Origin of the sequence: Ideonella sp., from assembly GCF_035254525.1 — a bacterium.
Classification (GTDB): Bacteria; Pseudomonadota; Gammaproteobacteria; order Burkholderiales; family Burkholderiaceae_C; genus Ideonella.
Genome location: NZ_DATFAN010000069.1, coordinates 1 through 20,778, shown reverse-complemented (window position 1 = coordinate 20,778; position 20,778 = coordinate 1). Strand labels below are relative to the sequence as shown.

Sequence of the window (20,778 nt, the reverse complement as noted above, 5' to 3'; positions counted from 1 at the left end):
GGGGCCGCGCCCGCGCTTGTGAATTCGGCGCCCGGCCCCACCTCAGTCGGCCCCGTGCAGCGCGCGCGTCGCACGGCCTGCCCGACCCCACCCGCCAGACTTCAACTGCTGCGCCGCATGTTGCCCAAGCTCCTGACCCAGATTTTCGGCAGTCGCAACGACCGCCTGCTCAAAGGCTACCGTCGCACGGTCGAGCAGATCAACGCGCTCGAGCCCAGCTTCTCGTCGCTCGACGATGCAGCGCTGCAAGCCAAGACGGCCGAGTTCCGCGAGCGCCTGGCCAAGGGCGAGACGCTTGACGGCCTGCTGCCCGAGGCCTTCGCCGTGGTGCGCGAAGCCGGCAAGCGCACGCTGAAGATGCGCCATTTCGATGTGCAGCTGATGGGCGGCATGGCGCTGCACGCCGGCAAGATCGCCGAGATGCGCACCGGCGAAGGCAAGACGCTGATGGCCACGCTGCCGGTGTACCTGAATGCGCTGCCCGGCAAGGGCGTGCACGTGGTGACCGTCAACGACTACCTCGCCCGGCGCGACGCCGAGTGGATGGGGCGCCTGTACAACTTCCTGGGCATGACGGTGGGCGTCAACGTGCCCGGCATGGACCGTGCCGAGAAGCAGGCCGCGTACGCTTCCGACATCACCTACGGCACCAACAACGAGTTCGGCTTCGACTACCTGCGCGACAACATGGTCTACGAGCTGGGCGACCGCGTGCAGCGCGCCTTGACCTATGCCATCGTCGACGAGGTGGACTCGATCCTGATTGACGAGGCCCGCACGCCGCTGATCATCAGCGGCCAGGCCGAGGACCATACCGAGCTGTACGTGCGCATCGACGCCGTCGTGCCGAAGCTGAAGAAGCAGATCGGCGAGCTCGACCTGCGCACTGGCGAAGGCGTGATCGACCCGGGCGATTTCACGGTCGACGAGAAGAGCCACCAGGTCTTCCTGACCGAGGACGGGCACGAGAACGCCGAGCGCATCCTGGCCGAGGCCGGGCTGCTGGTCGAGGGCGCGAGCCTGTACGACCCGGCCAACATCACGCTGATGCACCACGTGTACGCGGCGCTGCGGGCCAACCACCTCTACCACCGCGACCAGCACTACGTGGTGCAGAACGGCGAGGTGGTGATCGTCGACGAATTCACCGGCCGCCTGATGACGGGCCGGCGCTGGTCCGACGGCCTGCACCAGGCGGTCGAGGCCAAGGAGAAGGTGCAGATCCAGAGCGAGAACCAGACGCTCGCTTCGATCACCTTCCAGAACTACTTCCGCATGTACGCCAAGCTCGGCGGCATGACCGGCACGGCCGACACCGAGGCCTACGAGTTCCAGGAGATCTACGGCCTGGAGACCGTGGTGATCCCGCCGAACAAGCCGACGATCCGCAAGGACGAGCTCGATCTCGTCTACAAGACGGCGCGCGAGAAGTACAACGCGGTTGTCGAGGACATCCGCGATTGCCACCAGCGCGGCCAGCCGGTGCTGGTGGGCACGACCTCGATCGAGAACTCCGAGCTGATCTCGGGCCTGCTCCAACAGGCGAAGCTGCCGCACCAGGTGCTCAACGCCAAGCAGCACGCGAAGGAAGCCGAGATCGTCGCGCAGGCCGGCCGGCCGGGCGTGATCACGATCGCGACCAACATGGCCGGCCGCGGCACCGACATCGTGCTGGGCGGCAACGTCGAGAAGCAGGTCCAGTTCATCGAGGCCGACGATGCGATTCCGGCCGACGAGAAGGCCCGCCGCATCAAGCAGCTGCAGGACGAATGGCAGGGCCTGCACGAGAAGGTCAAGGCCGAGGGCGGCCTGCGCATCGTGGCCACCGAGCGCCACGAAAGCCGCCGCATCGACAACCAGCTGCGCGGCCGCTCCGGCCGCCAGGGCGACCCGGGCGCCTCGCGCTTCTACCTGTCGCTCGAAGACCCGCTGATGCGCATCTTCGCCGGCGACCGCGTGAAGGCGATCATGGAGCGGCTGAAGATGCCCGAGGGCGAGGCCATCGAGGCCGGCATCGTCTCGCGCTCGATCGAATCGGCGCAGCGCAAGGTCGAGGCACGCAACTTCGACATCCGCAAGCAGCTGCTCGAGTACGACGACGTCAGCAACGACCAGCGCAAGGTCATCTACCAGCAGCGCGGCGAGATCCTCGAAGCCGAAACGCTGACCGAGCAGATCACCAACCTGCGCAAGGCCACGATGACCGACGTCGTGCGCACCTTCGTCCCGCCCGAGAGCGTCGAAGAGCAGTGGGACCTGCCCGGCCTGGAAAAGGTGCTGCGCGACGAATGGCAGATCGACGTCGCGCTGCAGCCGATGGTGCAGGCCAGCGACTCGATCACCGACGACGACGTCCTCGAGAAGGTCATCCAGACCGCCGACGCGGCCTTCCAGGCCAAGCTCGAGCTGGTCGGAGCCGAGCAGTTCACGCCGTTCATGCGCATGGTGCTGCTGCAGTCGATGGATTCTCACTGGCGCGAGCACCTGGCCGCGCTGGATTACCTGCGCCAGGGCATCCACCTGCGCGGTTATGCGCAGAAGAACCCGAAGCAGGAATACAAGCGCGAGGCCTTCGAGCTGTTCGCGCAGCTGCTCGACGTGGTGAAGATGGAAGTCACACGGGTGCTGATGACCGTGCGCATCCAGACCCAGGAGCAGGTCAGCGAGGCCGCCGAGGCGATCGAGGACAAGGCCGAGCGCATCTCGAACGTGACCTACACCCACCCGAACGAAGACGGCAGCGTGAGCCAGGAAGCCGACCCGGCGACGCTCGTCGCCGAAGTGCCGCGCGTGGGCCGCAACGACCCTTGCCCTTGCGGCAGCGGCAAGAAGTACAAGGCCTGCCACGGCCGGCTGGCCTGACGAGCCCGGACGCCGTTTTCGGCGCATGGAGCCTCTCGATGTCCGGGTTGCGCCCGGGCATGGAGAGCCGCCTCACGACCCGTCGGCGAGCCGGTACTTCGTGCTGGGCCCCTTGCCGGTCTGCACCAGCAGCCCGCGCTCGGCCAGCAGGCCAAGGTGTTTCGACGCGGTGGCCAGGCTGACCGAGGCCACTTCGGCGTAGGTGCTCTTGTTGATGCTGCCCTGGGCAAGCACATGGGCCAGCACGGCCTGGCGACGCTCGCTGCCCAGCAGGTCGTCGCCACGGCTGCTCCAGTCTTGCGCCAGGCGCTGCTCTCGAGTGAGTTCGCGGGCGAAGGTCTGGCGCAACGCTTCCAGCTCTGCACTGAAATCCTCGGCCAGCCCGTGGCGCCCGGCCAGCGCGAGCGCGGCTTCACGCTCTTTGGCGGCGATGGCGAGGTAGGCGCGGGCGATTGCAAGGTGAGTCCGTGCCTGCTGGGCGGCACCTTGCGGAACCGCCAGGCTGGTGCGCAGGCGCTGGATGTCGGCCATCTCTTCGAAGTGGGCGGCGTACTCGGCCGGGATCAGCCTGTCAGGGCCTTCCCCCGCGCCCAGGACGCCCTGCTTCAGGCTGCGTACCGAAGCCTCCAGCCCGGGCGCGTTGTCTTCGGCGCTGACGCGTGCTGCCGCGGCGGCGTGGCGATCACCGCGCGCCTCGTCGTCAGGATCGCCGGTGCGCTGGAACCGCTTGTAGTAGGCCTCGGCGAGGTTGTAGTGAGCCATGCCCAGGTGCGCCCGCAGCCCGGCGGCCTGTTCGATGTCCAGGACGCTCTGATACTCCTCGATGGCCCGGTCAAGATCGCCTTGGTAGAAGTAGGCCACGCCGAGGTTGCCGTGTGTGCCCGCCAACACTTCCGGCTCGACGACGACGCTTCTCGCCGCGTTGATGACCCGCTGGCCGTAGTCCAGCGCGCGCTCGAAATTGCGCGCCTCGCCGTAGATCAGGCTCAGGTTGCGATAGGTATTGAGCACGGCGCGCTGATCGCCCAGCCGTTCATAGACGATCAAGGCCTTGTGCTTGTGTTCCAGGGCCCGATTGGCGTCGCCGACGCAGCGCCAGTACTCACCCCAGGTCTGTTCAAGCGGCCCGACGATGTCGCCGGGCAACGCATGTTCCTGGTCGAGTTGCTGGACTTGATCGAGCAGGGCCTTCGCGCGTGGGTTGTTTCGCCGCAGGTGCAGCCAGGCCAGGCGGACGATGCAAACGGCGTACTCCTGCACCGCCTGTTCGCGGTCCGGGTGGTCAGCCTGGCCGATCACCCGCCGCAGGTGTTCGACGCTCTCTTCATAGCAAGCAAAGGCGCGGTCTCGGTCGCGGGTCTCGTGGAATCGCCCGATCGATGCATGGGCGATGCCCAGGCAAAGCGGGTCGGCCAACTCGTCGGCCAGGCGCAGCGCTCGGCGAAGCGCCTCGTCCTCCAGGGCGTTGTCGTGTCGATAGCGCCAAAGGTGGGCCCGACGCAGCGCGAGCTCGAAGCGCTGGCGAGTGGTCCAGGAAGTCTGGGCGTCCATCGCGGCAAGGAGCGCATCCGTTTCGGGAGAACCGGCCGCCTCGGTGCCGTAGCGCTGCAGAGCGCCGAAGACGGCAGGCGTATCTCCTGCCTGCCAGAGATGCCATATGCCGTCCGTTACCGCCCCGGCCATCAAGGCCGCCTGGGCCTGCGTCCGGTGCCAGTCGGGCCAGCCGTCGCTTGGCGCAGGCAGCGTGGCCAGCGCCACCTGGGCTTGCCGGCGCATCTCCAACCGCTGCTCGCCGGTTGCCGAGGGCTCGGCGAACAGGTCCACCAACTGGCGCCGGCCCTTGTCGAGATAGCGGTACAAGGTGCTGTGGCCCACCGCCCACAGTCCGCACAGGTTCTCGAGCGGCGCCTCCTCTGCGCGCCGTCGATATCGCGAGGGGAACGCCGGCACGACGATGAATCCGTGGTGGCAGGCGATTGCCAACAAGGGACGCCAGCTTGTGCTGTAGAGCCAGGCGTGTTCGTTGATCCCGTCGAGGCCCTCCCCTCGGTCCGGGCGCAATTGCACCAGCGCCCAGCGCAACAGAACCATGGCCGCGATGGCCGCCCGCCGCGACGGCGGCGGTGCGTCGGCCAGCGTGCCGATCACAGGGGCTAGCCAGCGCTCATGGAGCACGGTCCGCAATCGAGCATGGCGTGGCGGCAACTCGCCCAGACTTCCCCGGCGGTGGGCGTTCAGACCGGCGGTCAAGAGCGCTTCGATGACCAGACGGGAAGGGCGTGTGCGCGGCGACGGCATGGAATGGGGCCTCAAGCTAGGGGGGTAGTTGGGCGTCGCAACCGGGATCGTTCAGCAATCGTCTAGCGATCGGCGCCTTGTCGTTGGCAGCCGTGCGTTGGGATGGTAATGGCTGCCGTCTAAGGTGCGCGTGTCGCCCGCGCGCTGTATGGCGTGACGCGTCTGCCTGCCTCACAACCAAGGAGAAATCACCATGGCGATGCCCAACATTTGCGACACCGGAATCAAGACAGAAGGCGTGGTTCTGGTCGTCTATGCACCATTTGGCTCCGACGAGGTGCTGAGCAATTTCCCAGATGGCGCGACGACCTCGGTGCAATCCCACCCGCTTGTCGAGGCAATGAAGGGCGTCGCATCGGCCGGCACGCACGTGATGGCCCTGATCGATCGGGTCGACGACAACTCCTGGTTGATCGACATCCCTGCTGGCGAGCCCGAGGCGATGCAGGTGGTATCTCGCTGGAAGCATGATTTCTCGTCCGAGCGGACGCTGGCAGGCCTCATCGCACAGGCGCACGAGCGCTTTCCGCGGGCTGCACTGGTGCTGGCGATCGAGGGCCATGGCGCGGGCTACCTGCCCGACGTCAACCGGCGGCAGCTGACTTGGCGCCGCGTCACTGAAGGCGGCAAGTTCGAGTGGCACTTCTCCGACCGCGATTGCGCACCGGTCCACGGTGACGGAAGCCCAGTGCTTCCGGGCGGCTTCCCAGGGCTGCCCGGAGGGTTCCCGGGATTGCCGGCAAACAGTACCTACCTCTCGACCTACCAGCTCGGCCAGGCCTTGCGCAGCGCCATCGAGCAGGGCGCGCCCAGGCCCGCCGTGATTCACTTCAACAACTGCTTCAACATGTCGGTCGAGGTACTGCACACCGTCGCACCGTACGCCAACTACGCGACCGGCTACTGCAACTACAACTTCTTCACCTCGGGGGCTTCCTACCCCGCGGTCTTCCAGCGTTTGCAGCAGGTGGGCACGGCCACCTCGCAACAGGTGGCGGGCTGGTTCTCCGAGGAGAACCACAAAGCCTTGCAAGCGAGGCCGCGCCATCCGACGGTGGGCGGCGTGGTCGAGCTGTCGCGCATGACAGGTATCGCCGATGGCGTGGATCGGTTGTCCGACGCCCTGCTGAAAGCCCTGCAGGGTGCAACGCCGGCCGACCGCCCGAAGGTCGTGGCCATGATTCGCCAGGCCATTCTCGACGCCCAGCAGTACGACTCCGAAACAGGCTGGGAGCTCGAAACACCCGATCAGCTTACCGACCTGTGCAGCCTTGCAACGATGCTGCAACGGCAGGCCGTCGGCCATTCCGCGATCCAGTCAGAGGCGGCCCATCTCGTGAAGCTGCTGGATGGAATCAAGGCCTACGGGGACAACGACGTGCCCTGGCTCGACGATTCCAACAAGATCCGTTGGGATTTCAGCTCCTCGGCGCTGGCGATGAACATCTTCCTGCCCGATCCGTTGCTCGACGGCATCTGGGACTGGCGCTCGACGTTCTATGTCGACGTCAACCCTGACCAGAATCCGCCACTTCAACGCGGGGTGATCGACTTCCTCAAGGACACGACCTGGGTCGACTTCCTCGTCGAGTACCACAAGGACGTGCCGTTCAGGGCCTTCCACGTGGGCGCGATCCCGCAGCTGCCGGGCTTCAACCCCAAGGCGGAGCCCGCGCCGCCGCCCGAAGGGCCGCGTGGCGAGTGCGGCACGCCGCGCAAGCCCTGGCCGCTGGGCGGCATCGCCCTGCGCCTGCTCGAATGGGTCAGCCGGCACGGCGACCGGACCTGACCTGAACCATCGAAGGAGGCGCCGGCGGATCGTCTGTCTTTCGTCTCGCGTGCCGTGCCGATCGGCGCGACACGCGCGTCGAAACGGGAAGCGCGGCGCGGTGCAATGCACACCGTGCCGGAGCCGATCCGGCGCCCCAAGCCAGGTGCCCTCGCGGGGCACCACCCATCGCACAGGAAGGAGTACCCCATGCACACGCTCGAAGACATGCTGCTGGCAGAGCAGGCCCGTTGCCGCCAGCTGGCCCGCGAGTACACCGAGCTCGGCACGGCCGCCGCGTTCGCCCGGGCCCTGATCGAAGACTGCCTGCGTAACGCCGAAGAGGCCCTGCTGGGCAAGCAGCTGATCGCCATGCAGCGCGCGCTCGAGCGGCTGCTGCGCTTCCAGACCCTCAACCACTTGGCCATCCAGGTGTCGCATGGCGCGCGGCCGGCCCCGGTGCACCGCCCGGCCATGGCGCAGCGCGCGCCCGTGCGGCTGCAGGAGCAGTTCTTCACCTGGACCCGGGCGGCCTGAAGCCGGACACTTGCCACAAGAAACGACGCTGTCAGTGGAGGCGGGCCGGGGCGGCTGGGGGCATCCCCCAGCCGCCCCGCGTCCCTACAATCCGGGGCCTTTGCCTCTCTCGGATTCACCGGAAGCCCGCCATGCCCGTCAACCTGACCGCCCCCGACCCGTCCAGTCTCGCCCCTGTGGCTGGCGTCAGCCTGGGCATCGCCGAAGCCGGCATCCGCAAGGCCAACCGCAAGGATCTGGTCGTCGTCACGCTGGCCGAGGGCTCGGCGGTGGCGGGGGTCTTCACCAGCAACCGCTTCTGCGCCGCGCCGGTGCAGGTCTGCCGTGAGCACCTGGCGGCCGGCCAGGGCATTCGGGCGATCGTCGTCAACACCGGCAATGCCAACGCCGGCACCGGGGCCGATGGCCTGGCGCGCGCGCGCCGAAGCTGCGTGGCGCTGGCCGGCCAGCTCGGCATCGCGGCCGAGCAGGTGCTGCCGTTTTCCACCGGCGTGATCATGGAGACGCTGCCGGTCGAGCGCATCGAAGCCGGCCTGCCGGCGGCGCTGGCCGACCGCTCGCCGGCGAACTGGGCGCGCGCGGCCGAGGGCATCATGACGACCGACACGCTGCCCAAGGCCGCGTCGCGCACCCTGACGATCGGCGGCCGCGAGGTCCACGTGACCGGCATCTCCAAGGGCGCCGGGATGATCCGCCCAAACATGGCGACGATGCTCGGCTTCGTCGCGACCGATGCGGTGATCGACGCCGGCCTGCTGCAGCCGCTGGTCAAGGCCGCGGCCGACGAATCGTTCAACCGCATCACGATCGACGGCGACACCTCGACCAACGATTCCTTCGTGCTGATCGCGACGAACCAGGCCGGCCACGCGCCGATCACCTCGCTGTCGAGCACCGAGGGCCAGGCGTTGCAGGCGGCGGTGTTCGCGGTGGCGCGCGAGCTGGCGCAGGCCATCGTGCGCGACGGCGAGGGCGCGACCAAGTTCATCACGATCCGCATCGACGGCGGCCGCAGTGAGGCCGAGTGCCAGCAGGTCGCCTATGCGATTGCCCACTCGCCCTTGGTCAAGACGGCCTTCTTCGCCAGCGACCCCAACCTCGGCCGCATCCTCGCCGCGGTCGGCTACGCCGGCATCGCCGACCTGGACCAGGGCCTGATCGACCTGTACCTCGACGACGTGCACGTCGCCCGCGAGGGCGGCCGCCACCCCGCCTACCGAGAGGAAGACGGCCAGCGGGTGATGAAGCAGGCCGAGATCACCGTGCGGGTCGACCTGCACCGCGGCGGCGGGAGCGCCACCGTGTGGACCTGCGACCTCTCGCACGACTACGTCAGCATCAACGCCGACTACCGCTCCTGAGACGCTGCGCCGGCGGCGAAAACCGCATCAGCATATTCGGCGCGATCCTTCTATAGTCGGCGCTCTTCACGCAAGGAGAGAGTTGATGAAGACCCGATTCCGCCTGCTCGCCCTGGCCCTGATCGCCACGCTGGCGCCACTGGCCCATGCCGACCAGGTGGCCGACGTCAAGGCCCGCGGCGAGCTCGTGTGCGGTGTGCTCGGCACCGACGACCCCTTCAGCTTCGTCGATCCGAAGAGCCGCGAGATCGTCGGCTACGACGTCGACCTGTGCCAGGCCGTGGCGAAGAAGCTGGGCGTGAAGACGACGCTCAAGCAGCTCGCCGTGGCCGCCCGCGTGCCTGAGCTGCAGCAGGGCCGTGTCGACATCCTCGCTGCCTCGCTGACCCACAACAAGGAGCGCGAGGCGCTGATCGATTTCTCGCTGTCGACCTTCATCACCGGGCAGAAGGTGATGACCAAGAAGGCCAGCGGCATCCAGCAGCCGGCGCAGCTCGCCGGGCAGAAGGTGCTGACGGTCAAAGGCTCGACGATGGAGCAGAACATCCGCAAGCTCGTGCCCGGCGCCGAGGTCGTCTCGTTCGACAACAGCCCGCAGGCCTTTCTCGCGCTGCAGCAGGGCAAGGGCGTGGCCTACGTGAACGACGAGACCTCGCTGATCGACGACTTCAGCAAGCTGGGGCCGGCACAGAAGGACTACGTGATCCTGCCCGCCAGCATCAGCACCGAGCACCTGGCGCTCGGCCTGAAGAAGGGCGAGGCCGGCATGAAGGGGCTGGTCGACGGCGTGCTGCGCGATCTCGAGCGCTCGGGCGAGGCCGAGAAGCTGTTCGCCAAGTGGTTCGGGCCCGCGACGAAGATGAAGTTCCCGTCGCGTCCGTTCAAGATCGAGACCGACAAGATCGATTGATCGACGCCAGCGGCGCCGCCGGGCGATGCCGGAGTTCGATCTCGCCCTGCTGAGCGCGGGCCCCTACCACGAGCAGCTCGTCGCGGGCTTCTGGCTGTCGCTCAAGCTCGCGGCCGGCACGCTGGTGCTGGCGCTGCCGCTGGCGCTGCTGGTGGCGATGCTGCGCCTGACGCCGTCCCGGCTGCTCGCGGGCGCGGGCTTCGCGTTCGTCGAGGCCATCCGCAACGTGCCGCTGCTGGCGCACATCCTGTTCTGGTACTTCGGCGCGCCCGAGCTGCTGCCCGACGCGCTCAGGCAGTGGCTGTACCGCGGCAACATCGAGGTGGCCGCGGCGGTGATCGCGCTGACGCTGTACACCGCGGCCTACATGTCGGAGGACATCCGCAGCGGCGTGCGCGCCGTGCCGCGCGAGCAGATGGAAGCGGCGCGGGCTCTGGGCCTGGGTTTCCTCGCCGCGATGCGGCGCGTCGTGCTGCCGCAGGCGCTGCGCATCACGGTGCCGCCGCTGATCTCGCAGACGCTGAACCTGTGGAAGAACACCAGCATGGCGATGGTGGTCGGCGTGGCCGAGCTGCTGTACCAGGCCCAGCAGGTCGAAAGCGCGACCTTCCGCAGCTTCGAGGCCTTCGCCTTCGCGACCGCCGGCTACCTGGGCGTGTCGATCCTCATCACCGCGCTCGCCGTCGGCTACGAGCACAGGCGCAGCGCGCGGGGGCGGCACTGAGATGGTCGAACTGTTCCAAGACTACTGGCTGTACTTCCTGATCGGGCAGTACCCCAATGGACCGCTCGGCGGGCTGGCGCTGACGCTGCTGCTGGCCTCGCTCGGGCTGTTGCTGGCGTTCCCGGTCGGGCTGGCGATGGCGCTGGCGCGCGTGAGCCCGTGGCGCGCGCTGCGCTGGCCGGCGATGGGCCTGATCTACGTGGTGCGCGGCACCCCGTTGCTGATGGTGGTGTTCTGGGCCTACTTCCTGATCCCCAGCCTCACGGGGGTCAAGACCAACCAGTTCCTGACGATGCTGGCGGCGCTGGTGGTATTCGACGGCGCCTACCTGGCCGAGATCATCCGGGCCGGCATCGAGGGCCTGCCGCGCGGGCAGGTGGAGAGTGCACGTTCCTGTGGCCTGAGCTGGCTGCAGGCGATGCGGCTGGTGATCCTGCCGCAGGCGCTGCGGCACATGCTGCCGTCGCTGATCAACCAGTTCGTCTCGACGATCAAGGAGACCTCGCTGGGGTACGTGGTCAGCCTGTCCGAGGTGTCGTTCATCGCCTCGCAGATCAGCGCCCAGGTGCTGACCCGGCCGGCCGAGATCTACGGCCTGCTGGCCCTGACCTATTTCATCCTCTGCTTCGGGCTGACGCGCTGGGCCTACTGGCTCGAACGCCGCCTGGCCCGGCGCGAAACCCCCGCCCCACGCACCGCATGATCCAGCTCGACGCCGTCAACAAGTGGTTCGACGACTACCACGCGCTGGTCGACGTGACCGGCTCGGTCGCCAAGGGCGAGGTGGTGGTGGTCTGCGGCCCGTCGGGCTCGGGCAAGTCGACGCTGATCCGCACGCTGAACCGGCTGGAGCCGATCCGATCCGGCCGCATCACGATCGACGGTCAGGACATCCACGCACCGGGCCTGGACCTCAACGAGTTCCGCTCGCACATCGGCTTCGTGTTCCAGCAGTTCAACCTGTTCCCGCACCTGAGCGCCCTGGGCAATTGCACGCTCGCGCCCATCCATCTGGGCCGGCTGAAACCGGCTGCGGCGCGCGAGCGGGCGATGGCGCTGCTCGAGCGCGTGGGCCTGGCGCACAAGGCCCACGCGATGCCCTCCGAGCTGTCGGGCGGTCAGCAGCAGCGGGTGGCCATCGCACGGGCGCTGGCGATGCAGCCGCCGCTGATGCTGTTCGACGAGCCGACCAGCGCGCTCGACCCCGAGATGGTCGGCGAGGTGCTGCTGGTGATGCGCGATCTCGCCCGCGACGGCATGACCATGGTCTGCGTCACCCACGAGATGGGCTTCGCGCGGGAGGTGGCCGATCGCGTCTGGTTCATGGACGCCGGCCGGGTGCTCGAGCAGGCCACGCCGGCGGACTTCTTCAACCGGCCACAGCACCCGCGGGCGCAGAAGTTCCTGGCGGACATCCGCTCGCCATTCGACGCGGCGCGCTGACGGCCGCGAGGCGAGCTATTCCTCGGCCAGGTCCATCTCGCCGCGGAACTCGATCTTGCCGCGCAGCCGGGCGCGCGGATGCACGTCGAGCAGCGCGTCGTACATCGCATCGCCCATCAGCGTGGCCGAGCCGGTGATCTCGAGCGTCTTGCGCGCGATCACGGTGCCGCGCACCTTGCCCTCGATCAGCACATGGTCGGCCTCGATGGTGGTGCCTTCGACGATGCCGGTGGCGCCCACGTGGACCGTGCCGCCGTTCTCGAGCCGGATGTCGCCCTTGAGCATGCCGTCGACCTTCAGCCCGAGGTCGGCCTTCGCGCTGAAGGTGCCTTCGAACTGCGCGCCTTCGGCGACCAGGCTCGAGATGTTGTTCAGCTGCTCGGCAGGCACCAGCCGGGCCGGTGCGCGTTGGTTGTCTTGGCCGTTCACGTCAAGGGTCTCCTTGGGGTTGGGTGCCGCCGGCGGACGCGGGGGGCGATGATGATGGCGCATGGGGTGAGCGGGTGCTTGCGGGCCGGTGAAGCAGCGGTTGCAGGGCCTCGGGCATCGGATGGTCCCGCAACCACAGCGCCCAGTACAGCTCGGCCAGCAGCAGCAGCGGCAAAGTCCAGATCAGCAGCTTGTACACCGCCCAGGCCACCCAGCGCCAGCGCAGCCGGCGGCGCGCCACTTCGGCGTTGCGCCGGGCCGAGCGCTCGAGCGCGGCCCGGCGCAACTCGTCGGTGGTGGCCACGGGCGGCGCGCCGGCCGGCTCAGCGTGAGCCGGCGGCCCCATCGCCCTCGGGGCGCACGCGCTCCAGCTGGGCGTTGAGGTCGGCGCCATTGACCTGCAGGTGGGTGTAGCGGATGCGGCCGGACACGCTGGCCGTGTCGTGCAGCGAGACCCGGCCGCCCGAGGCATCGAGCGTGCCGACCGTCTGGCCGAGCACCGAGATGTTGCGGGCGCGGATGTCGCCGACCACGGTGCCCGATTGGGTGATCGTCACGTGGCCGCTGCCGCTGCCTTCCAGCTCGATGTTGCCCTGCACCTCGCCGGCCACGGTCAGCGAGCCGTCGATGCGGGCGTTGCCGACGAAGGACAGGCCGGAGCCGAGGGTGGACACGCGCAGCTCGCCGGCCGGCGGCGACGCCACCGCCTGCATGCGCGGCAGCAAGGTCGGCACACGCTGGGTCTCGGGCATGGGCTGGCCCATCGGTACTTCGGGCGCCGGTGCCGGGCTGGCGGGGTCGCTGCCGCCTTCGGCCGGCGCAGGGAAGTCGTCGTTGTCCATGGGCGGTGCGTGAGGGCGGAAAGGGCAGGGTGCCGGGGCGTCAGGCGTCGCCGTGCAACACCGGCAGCGACTGCGCGTTGCGCAAGGTGCGGAAGGGCCCCTGCAGGACCGCTCCATCATACATGCGCAGTTTGGCGGCGATCAGCGTGCCGGTGCTGACGCCGCTGCTGGCGACGTAGGCCGTGCCCTGGCATTCGATCTCGGTCTGCTCGTCGACCTCGTCCTCGGTTTCGGTGGCTTCGCCGAGCTGGCCCAGAAGGTACAGATCGCCCAGGATGCGGAAGCGCCCGATCAGCCGTGCGTCGTGCCACACGACCAGCCGCCCGGCGATCTCGCCCACGCCTTGCAACGTGCCTTGCAGCAGCACGCCGCCTTTGAACAGGAAGTCGCCCGCGAGCACCGTGTCCGCGGCGATGCGGTTCACGATGTTCATCTTCACCGGGTCGATGACCAAGGTGTCCTGGGGCTTGTCGGTCACGTGCGGAGCTTCGGGTTGGGGATTCATCAGGAGTTCATCGAGCCACGCGCTCGAAGATCCACCACAGCAATATGCTCCACAGCGCGAGGATCGCGAACAGCGCGAGCACCAGCAAGCGACGCCGTGCACGCACGAGCGCCTGCGTCGAGACCGGTTGGCCGAACCCCGCGTCGCCGTTCAGCGGCGAGACCAGCCCGCGCGCCGCATGCCCGAGCAGCTCGGCCTGGGCCTCGAGAAGATGCAGGCGCAGGCCACGCTGGGGTTCGCGCCGTACGCCTTCACTGGGCCCCATGGCGATGACGATGGGCTCGCCCACCACCTGTTCGGTGAAGTAGCGATCGAGCGCCGTGCGGTCCTGCATCGTCAAATTATCGGCGATCGAGGGCGTGTCCCCCCCACGTTTGCGAAGCCCGTTCGCTTGCGTGCTCATTGGTGCGGCTGATAGGATCCGCGCACGCATTTCGCGTCACCTGCCCCACGTTCCCGATGAAGCCCGCCGACGCCATCACCCGACGCTGCTCCGGTCACCGACCGGTGGCATTTGTCGTCATGGCGGGAGGCATCCCGCACTAGCGGACATTCGGCTTCGCGCCCGGTAGTTTCGGGCGGCCGCCGAGTCCCCCTCGGCGGAAGAATCGGAAACACGGCCCTCCTCTTTCGCTGCTTTCCCCACGCGGGCCTTGCCTTACCCAGGCAAGGCGCATGCATGGCCGAGAAGGAATGAAGACCCATGAGGTCATGGTTTCAAGCACTGGCCCGCCGCTTTCGGCTGGCCCCTGACGACCTGCTGCGCGACGCGGTCTACCGCCGCCTGTGGTCGTCGATCCTGATCAGCTCGCTCGGCGGGCAGGTGACGATGCTCGCGCTGCCGCTGACGGCCGCGGTGCTGCTGCAGGCCACGCCGACGCAGATGGGGCGCCTGACCGCGATGGAGATCGCGCCGTTCATCCTGTTCTCGCTGCCGGGCGGCGTCTGGCTGGACCGGGTGCGCAAGCTGCCGGTCTACATCGCCGGCGAGACGATGCTGGCCTTCGCGGTCGCGAGCGTGCCACTGGCCTGGTGGCTGGGCTGGCTCGCGATGCCTTGGCTGTATGCGGTGGCGTTCTTCATCGGCACCGTCTACACGATCGCCGGCTCTGCGGCGCAGGTGGTGCTGACCCAGGTCGTCTCACGCGACCGGCTGGTCGAGGCGCATGCCAAGAACTCGCTCGCCAGCTCGGGCGCCGAGGTCGCCGGCCCGGGCGTGGCCGGCGCGCTGATCCGCTTGCTGGGCGCGCCGGTGGCCTTGCTGGTCGATGCCTTCGGGCTGCTCAGCTCGGCGCTGATCCTGCGCGGCATCCGCGTGCCGGAACAGCGGCAGGCCGCGGCCGGCGGTGCGGCTTTCTGGGCCGACCTGATGGCGGGGCTGCGCTTCGTCGTGAAGCACCGCCTGCTGGTGGCGCTGGCGGTGTGCGTCGGCGCGCTGCAGATGTGCCACCACGCGGCGCTGGTGGTGCAGATCCTGTTCGCGACGCGGGTGCTCGGCATGGGCGAGCAGGCGGTGGGCCTGAGCTACGTGGCGCTCGGCGTCGGCACCATCACCGCCAGCCTGGCGGGCGATCGCATCAGCCGCCGCATCGGCCCCGGGCCGTGCCTGGTGCTGGGCTTCGCGATCACCGGCTGCGGCTGGGCGATGCTGTCGCTGGCGCCGGTCGGCGCGCTGGGGGTGGCGGCCTTCGCGGGCATGCTGTGCCTGTTCGGCGTCGGCGCGGTGCTGGTGTTCATCAACTTCCTGGCGTTGCGCCAGGCGGTGACGCCCGAGCCGATGCTCGGCCGCATGACGAGCACGATGCGCTGGTTGACGCTGTTGCCGGCCGGGCCGGGCGCGCTGCTGGGCGGCTGGCTCGGCGAGCACCTCGGCCTGCGTGCGGCGCTGGCGTTCGCCGGCGTCGGCTCGCTGCTGCTGGCGCTGGCGGCCTGGCAGTGGCAGGCGATCCGCGGCGTGCGGCGGTTGCCCCAGCCGGTGCAGGTGGGCGGGACCGAGGCGCTGGCCGAAGGAACGGTCTGATGCGGCGCGCTCGGGCTGCGGGGCTCAGCCGGGGGCGAAGCGGTCGACCGCGTCGGTGATGATGCCGTCGATGCCGATGGCCAGCAGCTCGCTCGCGCGCACGGGATCGTTGACCGTGTAGACCAGCGCGCGCAGGCCGGCCTGGTGCAGGCGGGCGAGCAGCGCCGCGTCCATCAGCTGGTGGTTGGTGATGGCCGCGACGCAGCCGAGCTGCAGCGCCAAGTCCAGCCAGCCGGGCCAGTCGGTGTCGACCAGCAGCGCGCGGGCCAGCCCCGGGGCGGCGTCGCGCGCGCCGGCGAGCGACTCGGGGCGAAACGACGACAGCAGCGGGGGCGTCGCGTCGCCGGCCCACAGGCGCGCGACCTCGGTCGCGACGATGCGGCCGGTGCGCTCCTCGTCACCCTCGGTCGGCTTGATCTCCAGATCGAGCCAGGCGCGGTTGCGGCGCAGCCAGGTGGCCACGGCCTGCAGGCTGGCCAACGGTTCGCCCGCGTAGGCGGCGCTGTGCCAGCCGCCGGCATCCAGGCGCGACAGCGCGCCCCACGGCCGGTCGGCGGCACGGCCTTGGGCATCCGTGGTCGTGCGGTCCAGCGTGTCGTCGTGCAGCAGGAAGGGCACGTCGTCGGCCGAGAGCTTCACGTCGCACTCGAAGGCGCGGTAGCCGTGCGAGGCGCCGAGGCGGAAGGCGGCCAACGTGTTCTCCGGCGCCAGCTTGCCGGCGCCGCGGTGGGCGATCCAGCGCGGGTGGGGCCAATCAGGAAGGGTCGTCATCGGAATTCGCCACTGCGCGGGGGCTCCATCACACGCGCCGGCCGGTGCCGCTGTCGAACCAGTGCAGGTGCTCGGGCGTCGCGGCGAGCATCACGCGCTCGCCGGCGCGGGGCGCCGGGTCGGTGCTCGGGATGCGCAGCGTGAACGCCGCCGGGCCGAGGCGGCCATGCACCAGGCGCTCGGCGCCCAGCATCTCGGCCAGCTCCACCTGCAGCGGCCAGCGGCCCTCGGCGTGCGGCTCGGCGTGCTCGGGGCGCAGGCCCAGCGTGAGCGGGCCCAGGCGTGGCGGCGGAAAGGGCAGCGGCAGCACCAGATCGCCGAGCCTGAAGCCGTCGGCCGTGGCCTCGCCGGCCAGCAGGTTCATGGGCGGCGAGCCGATGAAGCTGGCCACGAAGGTCGTCGCCGGCCGGGCATAGACCTCTTCCGGCGAGCCGATCTGCTCCATCACGCCGGCGTTCATCACGATCATGCGCTGCGCCAGCGTCATCGCCTCGACCTGGTCGTGCGTGACGAACAGCGAGGTGACGCCCAGCTCGGCATGCAGCTTCTGGATCTCCAGCCGCGTCTGCGCGCGCAGCTTGGCATCGAGGTTCGACAAGGGCTCGTCGAACAGGAAGACCTGCGGCTGGCGCACGATCGCGCGTCCCATCGCGACACGCTGGCGCTGGCCGCCCGAAAGCTGGCGCGGCTTGCGCTCGAGCAGGTGGCCCAGCTCGAGGATGCGCGCCGCCTTCTTGACCCGCTCGTCGATCTCGGCCTTGGGCCGCTTGGCGATCTTCAGGCCGTAGGCCATGTTGTCGTACACGCTCATGTGCGGGTAGAGCGCGTAGTTCTGGAACACCATCGCGATGTCGCGCTCGGCCGGCTCGAGCCGGTTGACCACGCGCGGGCCGATCGCGATCTCGCCGCCGCTGATCTCTTCCAGCCCCGCCACCATGCGCAGCAGCGTGCTTTTGCCGCAGCCGGACGGGCCGACGATGACGATGAACTCGCCGTCGGCGATCTCGGCGTTCACGCCGTGGATCACCTTGTTCGCGTGGGCGCCGTGGCCATAGGTCTTCTCGACCGCGCGCAGGGAAATGCTTGCCATCTTGGTGGGTATGCAGTGCTACTTTTCGGAATCGACCAGGCCCTTGACGAACCACTTCTGCATCAGCAGCACGACGATGGCCGGCGGCAGCATCGCCAGCATCGCGGTGGCCATCACCAGCGGCCACTCGGTCAGCGCATCGCCGCCGACGATCATCCGCTTGATGCCGATGACGGCCGTGTACATCGATTCGTCGGTGGTGATCAGCAGCGGCCAGAGGTACTGGTTCCAGCCGTAGATGAACTGGATCACGAACAGCGCCGCGATCGAGGTGGCCGACAGCGGCAGCAGCACGTCGAAGAAGAAGCGCATCGGGCCGGCGCCGTCGATGCGCGCGGCCTCGGTCAGTTCGTCCGGCACGGTCATGAAGAACTGGCGGAACAGGAAGGTGGCCGTGGCCGAGGCGATCAGCGGCAACGTCAGGCCGACGTAGGAGTTCAGCATGCCCAGATCGGACACGACCTTGAAGGTCGGGATGATGCGCACCTCGACCGGCAGCATCAGCGTGACGAAGATCATCCAGAAGAAGGTGCGCCGGAACGGGAAGCGGAAGTAGACGATCGCGAACGACGCGATGATCGAGATCGCGATCTTGCCCAGCGTGATCATCAGCGCCATCACCAGGCTGTTGAACATCATCGGGCCCACCGGCGCGGCGGCGCCGCGTGTCGAGCCGGCGCCCAGCACCTGGGCGTAGTTCTCGATCAGGTGCGAGCCGGGCAGCAGCGGCATCGGCACCGTGAGCACCTCTTCCAGCGTGTGCGTCGACGCGACGAAGGTCACGTACAGCGGAAAGGCGACGACGGCGACCGCGCCGATCAGCAGCACGTGCGTCAGCCAGTCCAGCCCCTTGCGGTTCTCGATCATGGAGGGGCTATCCGTATTGCACGCGGCGTTCGACGAAGCGGAACTGCACGACGGTCAGCGCGATGACGATGACCATCAGGATCACCGATTGCGCCGACGAGCCGCCGAGATCCGCCGACTTCACGCCGTCGGTGTAGACCTTGTAGACGAGGATGTTGGTGGCCTGGGCCGGGCCGCCGCTGGTGGTGGCGTCGATCACGCCGAAGGTGTCGAAGAAGGCATAGACGATGTTGACGACGAGCAGGAAGAAGGTCGTCGGCGACAGCAGCGGGAACACGATGGTCCAGAAGCGGCGCATCGGGCTCGCCCCGTCGATCGCCGCCGCCTCGATCAGCGAGGTGGGTATCGACTGCAGCCCGGCCAGGAAGAACAGGAAGTTGTAGCTGATCTGCTTCCACGTCGCGGCCATCACGACCAGCAGCATGGCCTGGTCACCGCGCAGCACCCAGTTCCAGTCGACACCGAGCTGGCGCAGTCCGTAGCTGACGATGCCGATGCTCGGCGCGAAGAGAAAGGCCCACAGCACGCCGGCCACCGCCGGCGCCACTGCGTAAGGCCAGATCAGCAGCGTGCGGTAGACCAACGCGCCGCGTGCCACGCGGTGGGCCAGCGTGGCCAGCAGCAGGGAGATCGCGATGCCGAGGAATGCCACCAGCACGCTGAACAGCGCGGTGGTCTGGAACGAGGCGAGGTAGGCCGAGTCATGCCAGAGCGCGGCGAAGTTCGTCAGTCCGGCGAACTCGGTGCTCTCGCCGAACGGGTCCTGCAACTGGAACGAATACCACAGCGCCTGCAGCGCCGGCCAGAAGAAGAAGACCACCGTGATGGTGATCTGCGGCAAGACCAGCGCATACGGCAGCCACCGGCTGCCGAAGGCCACACGTTGACCCATGTCGTGGACGCGCCTTATTCCTTGGCCGTGGCTTCGAAGCGCCGCAGCAGCTCATTGCCGCGGCGGGTCGCCTCGTCGAGCCCGGCCTGGGCGGTCTTCTTGCCGGCGAACACCGCTTCCATCTCCTCTTCGATGATCTCGCGGCCCTGCACATAGCTGCCGAAGCGCAGGCCCTTGGAATTGGCGGTCGGCGGCTTGAAGTTCAGCTGACGCACGGCGATGTCGGCGCCGGGTACCTTCTCGTAGTAGCCGGACTTCTTCGCGGCTTCGTAGGCGGCCACGGTGATCGGCACGTAGCCGGTCATCTCGTGCCAGCGCACCTGCAGGTCGGTGTTCGACAGGTAGTTGAAGAAGGTGGCGACGCCCTTGTACTCATCGGCCTTCTTCTTGCCCATGACCCACAGGCTGGCGCCGCCGATGATCGAGTTCTGCGGCGCGCCGGCGATCTCGTCGTGGTAGGGCAGCATGTTGACCGAGAATGCGAACTTCGCGTTCTTGCGGATGTTGGCCTGCGCGCCGGAGCTGGAGGTCAGCATCGCGCACTCGCCGCTGAAGAACTTGGCCTCGGCCTCGTTCTTGCGGCCGGCGTAGGTGAACCAGCCGTTCTTCGCGAAATCGGCCAGCATCTGCACGTGGGCCACATGCGCCGGCGAGTTGATCTTGAACTCGGTCTTCAGGCCGCCGATGCCGTTTTCCAGCGTGCCGATCGGCAGGTTGTGCCAGGCGCTGAAATTCTCGATGTGCACCCAGGCCGGCCAACCGGTTGTGTAGACGCAGGCCTGGCCGCTGGCCTTGAGCTTGCCTGCGGCGATGGCGAATTCCTTCCAGGTGGTCGGCGCCTTCGGGTCCAGGCCGGCCTTCTTGAACGCATCCTCGTTGACGTAGAACACCGGCGTCGACGAGTTGAACGGCATCGACAGCATGTTGCCCTTGCGGTCGGTGTAGTAACCGGCGACCGCGGGCAGGTAGGCCTTGGGGTTGAACTGCAGCCCGGCGTCTTTCATCAGCTGGTAGACCGGCTTGATGGCGCCCTGGGCGGCCATCATCGTGGCCGTGCCGACCTCGAACACCTGCACGATGTGCGGCGGGTTGCCGGCCCGGTAGGCGGCGATCGCGGCGGTCATCGACTCGGGGTAGCTGCCCTTGTAGATCGGCACGATCTTGTAGGTCGACTGGGAGCTGTTGAAGCCGTTGGCGATCTCGGTGACGCGCTCGCCCAGGGCGCCGGTCATCGAATGCCACCACTGGATCTCGACCTGGGCGCGGGCGGGCCCGGCGGCCAGCAGGGCGGCGAGGCCGAGGGCGAGTGAAGCGAGCGTGGCGTGCCGGGCGGGCCTGGAATGCATGAGGTCTCCTCCAAGGTTGCGGGCGCAAAACGCGCCCAAACGCAATCAAACTGCAGTGAAACGCGCAAGTGTTTCATTGCATTGTGACAATTGCGTTTTGTGGCATGGCCGCG

At 68.4% G+C, this 20,778-nt stretch carries 20 protein-coding genes; 9 read left to right on the top strand and 11 right to left on the bottom strand.

Going from position 1 to position 20,778, the window contains the following annotated elements:
• The first annotated feature begins 117 nt into the window (after positions 1–117).
• Complete coding sequence (secA, locus tag VJ693_RS06710; protein WP_324152742.1) at positions 118–2,862, top strand: preprotein translocase subunit SecA; 2,745 nt, start codon at positions 118–120, stop codon at positions 2,860–2,862.
• Positions 2,863–2,934: 72 nt separating this feature from the next.
• On the opposite strand, the gene VJ693_RS06705 is transcribed toward secA, so the two are convergent.
• Complete coding sequence (locus tag VJ693_RS06705; protein ID WP_324152741.1) at positions 2,935–5,010, bottom strand: tetratricopeptide repeat protein; 2,076 nt, start codon at positions 5,008–5,010, stop codon at positions 2,935–2,937.
• Positions 5,011–5,353: 343 nt separating this feature from the next.
• Between VJ693_RS06705 and VJ693_RS06700 the strand changes: the two genes are divergently transcribed.
• The 7 genes from VJ693_RS06700 to VJ693_RS06670 all read left to right on the top strand — a co-directional run bounded on the left by VJ693_RS06700 (position 5,354) and on the right by VJ693_RS06670 (position 11,903).
• Positions 5,354–6,949 carry a clostripain-related cysteine peptidase gene (locus VJ693_RS06700; RefSeq protein ID WP_324152740.1) on the top strand — a complete coding sequence of 532 codons (1,596 nt, stop codon included), beginning with the start codon at positions 5,354–5,356 and terminating at the stop codon, positions 6,947–6,949.
• A gap of 189 nt (positions 6,950–7,138) precedes the next feature.
• A complete protein-coding gene (locus VJ693_RS06695) occupies positions 7,139–7,465 on the top strand; it encodes a hypothetical protein (protein ID WP_324152739.1) in 327 nt (108 codons plus the stop codon).
• 131 nt (positions 7,466–7,596) lie between these two features.
• The gene (argJ, locus tag VJ693_RS06690; protein ID WP_324152738.1) at positions 7,597–8,826 is read left to right on the top strand and encodes a bifunctional glutamate N-acetyltransferase/amino-acid acetyltransferase ArgJ; all 1,230 of its coding nucleotides are present in this window, start codon (positions 7,597–7,599) and stop codon (positions 8,824–8,826) included.
• A gap of 85 nt (positions 8,827–8,911) precedes the next feature.
• Positions 8,912–9,736, top strand: a complete 825-nt coding sequence (locus VJ693_RS06685) for an ABC transporter substrate-binding protein (RefSeq protein ID WP_324152737.1) — start codon at positions 8,912–8,914, stop codon at positions 9,734–9,736.
• Between the two features lie 25 nt (positions 9,737–9,761).
• Complete coding sequence (locus VJ693_RS06680) at positions 9,762–10,460, top strand: amino acid ABC transporter permease (RefSeq protein ID WP_324152736.1); 699 nt, start codon at positions 9,762–9,764, stop codon at positions 10,458–10,460.
• Position 10,461: 1 nt separating this feature from the next.
• Positions 10,462–11,163, top strand: a complete 702-nt coding sequence (locus tag VJ693_RS06675) for an amino acid ABC transporter permease (RefSeq protein WP_324152735.1) — start codon at positions 10,462–10,464, stop codon at positions 11,161–11,163.
• Positions 11,160–11,903, top strand: coding sequence for an amino acid ABC transporter ATP-binding protein (locus tag VJ693_RS06670; protein ID WP_324152734.1), 744 nt, complete (start codon positions 11,160–11,162; stop codon positions 11,901–11,903). The genes VJ693_RS06675 and VJ693_RS06670 overlap by 4 nt, the downstream gene beginning before the upstream one ends.
• Positions 11,904–11,918: 15 nt before the next feature.
• Here the strand turns inward: VJ693_RS06670 and VJ693_RS06665 are convergent, their stop codons facing one another.
• The 5 genes from VJ693_RS06665 to VJ693_RS06645 are packed head-to-tail and all read right to left on the bottom strand — an operon-like array spanning position 11,919 to position 14,013.
• A complete protein-coding gene (locus VJ693_RS06665; RefSeq protein ID WP_324152733.1) occupies positions 11,919–12,332 on the bottom strand; it encodes a polymer-forming cytoskeletal protein in 414 nt (137 codons plus the stop codon).
• A gap of 1 nt (position 12,333) precedes the next feature.
• On the bottom strand, positions 12,334–12,636 hold the full coding sequence (locus VJ693_RS06660) for a hypothetical protein (protein WP_324152732.1): 303 nt from the start codon (positions 12,634–12,636) through the stop codon (positions 12,334–12,336).
• Positions 12,637–12,655: 19 nt separating this feature from the next.
• The gene (locus tag VJ693_RS06655) at positions 12,656–13,174 is read right to left on the bottom strand and encodes a polymer-forming cytoskeletal protein (protein WP_324152731.1); all 519 of its coding nucleotides are present in this window, start codon (positions 13,172–13,174) and stop codon (positions 12,656–12,658) included.
• Positions 13,175–13,214: 40 nt separating this feature from the next.
• Positions 13,215–13,679 carry a polymer-forming cytoskeletal protein gene (locus VJ693_RS06650; RefSeq protein ID WP_324152730.1) on the bottom strand — a complete coding sequence of 155 codons (465 nt, stop codon included), beginning with the start codon at positions 13,677–13,679 and terminating at the stop codon, positions 13,215–13,217.
• Between the two features lie 7 nt (positions 13,680–13,686).
• Complete coding sequence (locus VJ693_RS06645; RefSeq protein WP_324152729.1) at positions 13,687–14,013, bottom strand: hypothetical protein; 327 nt, start codon at positions 14,011–14,013, stop codon at positions 13,687–13,689.
• A gap of 369 nt (positions 14,014–14,382) precedes the next feature.
• On the opposite strand from VJ693_RS06645, the gene VJ693_RS06640 reads away from it, so the two are divergent.
• Positions 14,383–15,699 (top strand): MFS transporter, encoded by a 1,317-nt coding sequence (locus VJ693_RS06640; RefSeq protein WP_324152728.1) that lies wholly within the window; start codon positions 14,383–14,385, stop codon positions 15,697–15,699.
• Between the two features lie 24 nt (positions 15,700–15,723).
• Here the strand turns inward: VJ693_RS06640 and ugpQ are convergent, their stop codons facing one another.
• From ugpQ to ugpB, 5 genes are read right to left on the bottom strand one after another with little or no spacing between them, the layout of a single operon-like run.
• The gene (gene ugpQ / locus VJ693_RS06635) at positions 15,724–16,470 is read right to left on the bottom strand and encodes a glycerophosphodiester phosphodiesterase (RefSeq protein ID WP_324152727.1); all 747 of its coding nucleotides are present in this window, start codon (positions 16,468–16,470) and stop codon (positions 15,724–15,726) included.
• Positions 16,471–16,498: 28 nt separating this feature from the next.
• A complete protein-coding gene (locus tag VJ693_RS06630; protein WP_324152726.1) occupies positions 16,499–17,560 on the bottom strand; it encodes a sn-glycerol-3-phosphate import ATP-binding protein UgpC in 1,062 nt (353 codons plus the stop codon).
• Between the two features lie 18 nt (positions 17,561–17,578).
• On the bottom strand, positions 17,579–18,427 hold the full coding sequence (gene ugpE, locus VJ693_RS06625; RefSeq protein ID WP_324152725.1) for a sn-glycerol-3-phosphate ABC transporter permease UgpE: 849 nt from the start codon (positions 18,425–18,427) through the stop codon (positions 17,579–17,581).
• 7 nt (positions 18,428–18,434) lie between these two features.
• On the bottom strand, positions 18,435–19,319 hold the full coding sequence (gene ugpA / locus VJ693_RS06620) for a sn-glycerol-3-phosphate ABC transporter permease UgpA (protein WP_324152724.1): 885 nt from the start codon (positions 19,317–19,319) through the stop codon (positions 18,435–18,437).
• Between the two features lie 14 nt (positions 19,320–19,333).
• Complete coding sequence (gene ugpB / locus VJ693_RS06615) at positions 19,334–20,665, bottom strand: sn-glycerol-3-phosphate ABC transporter substrate-binding protein UgpB (RefSeq protein WP_324152723.1); 1,332 nt, start codon at positions 20,663–20,665, stop codon at positions 19,334–19,336.
• Positions 20,666–20,778: the final 113 nt, after the last annotated feature.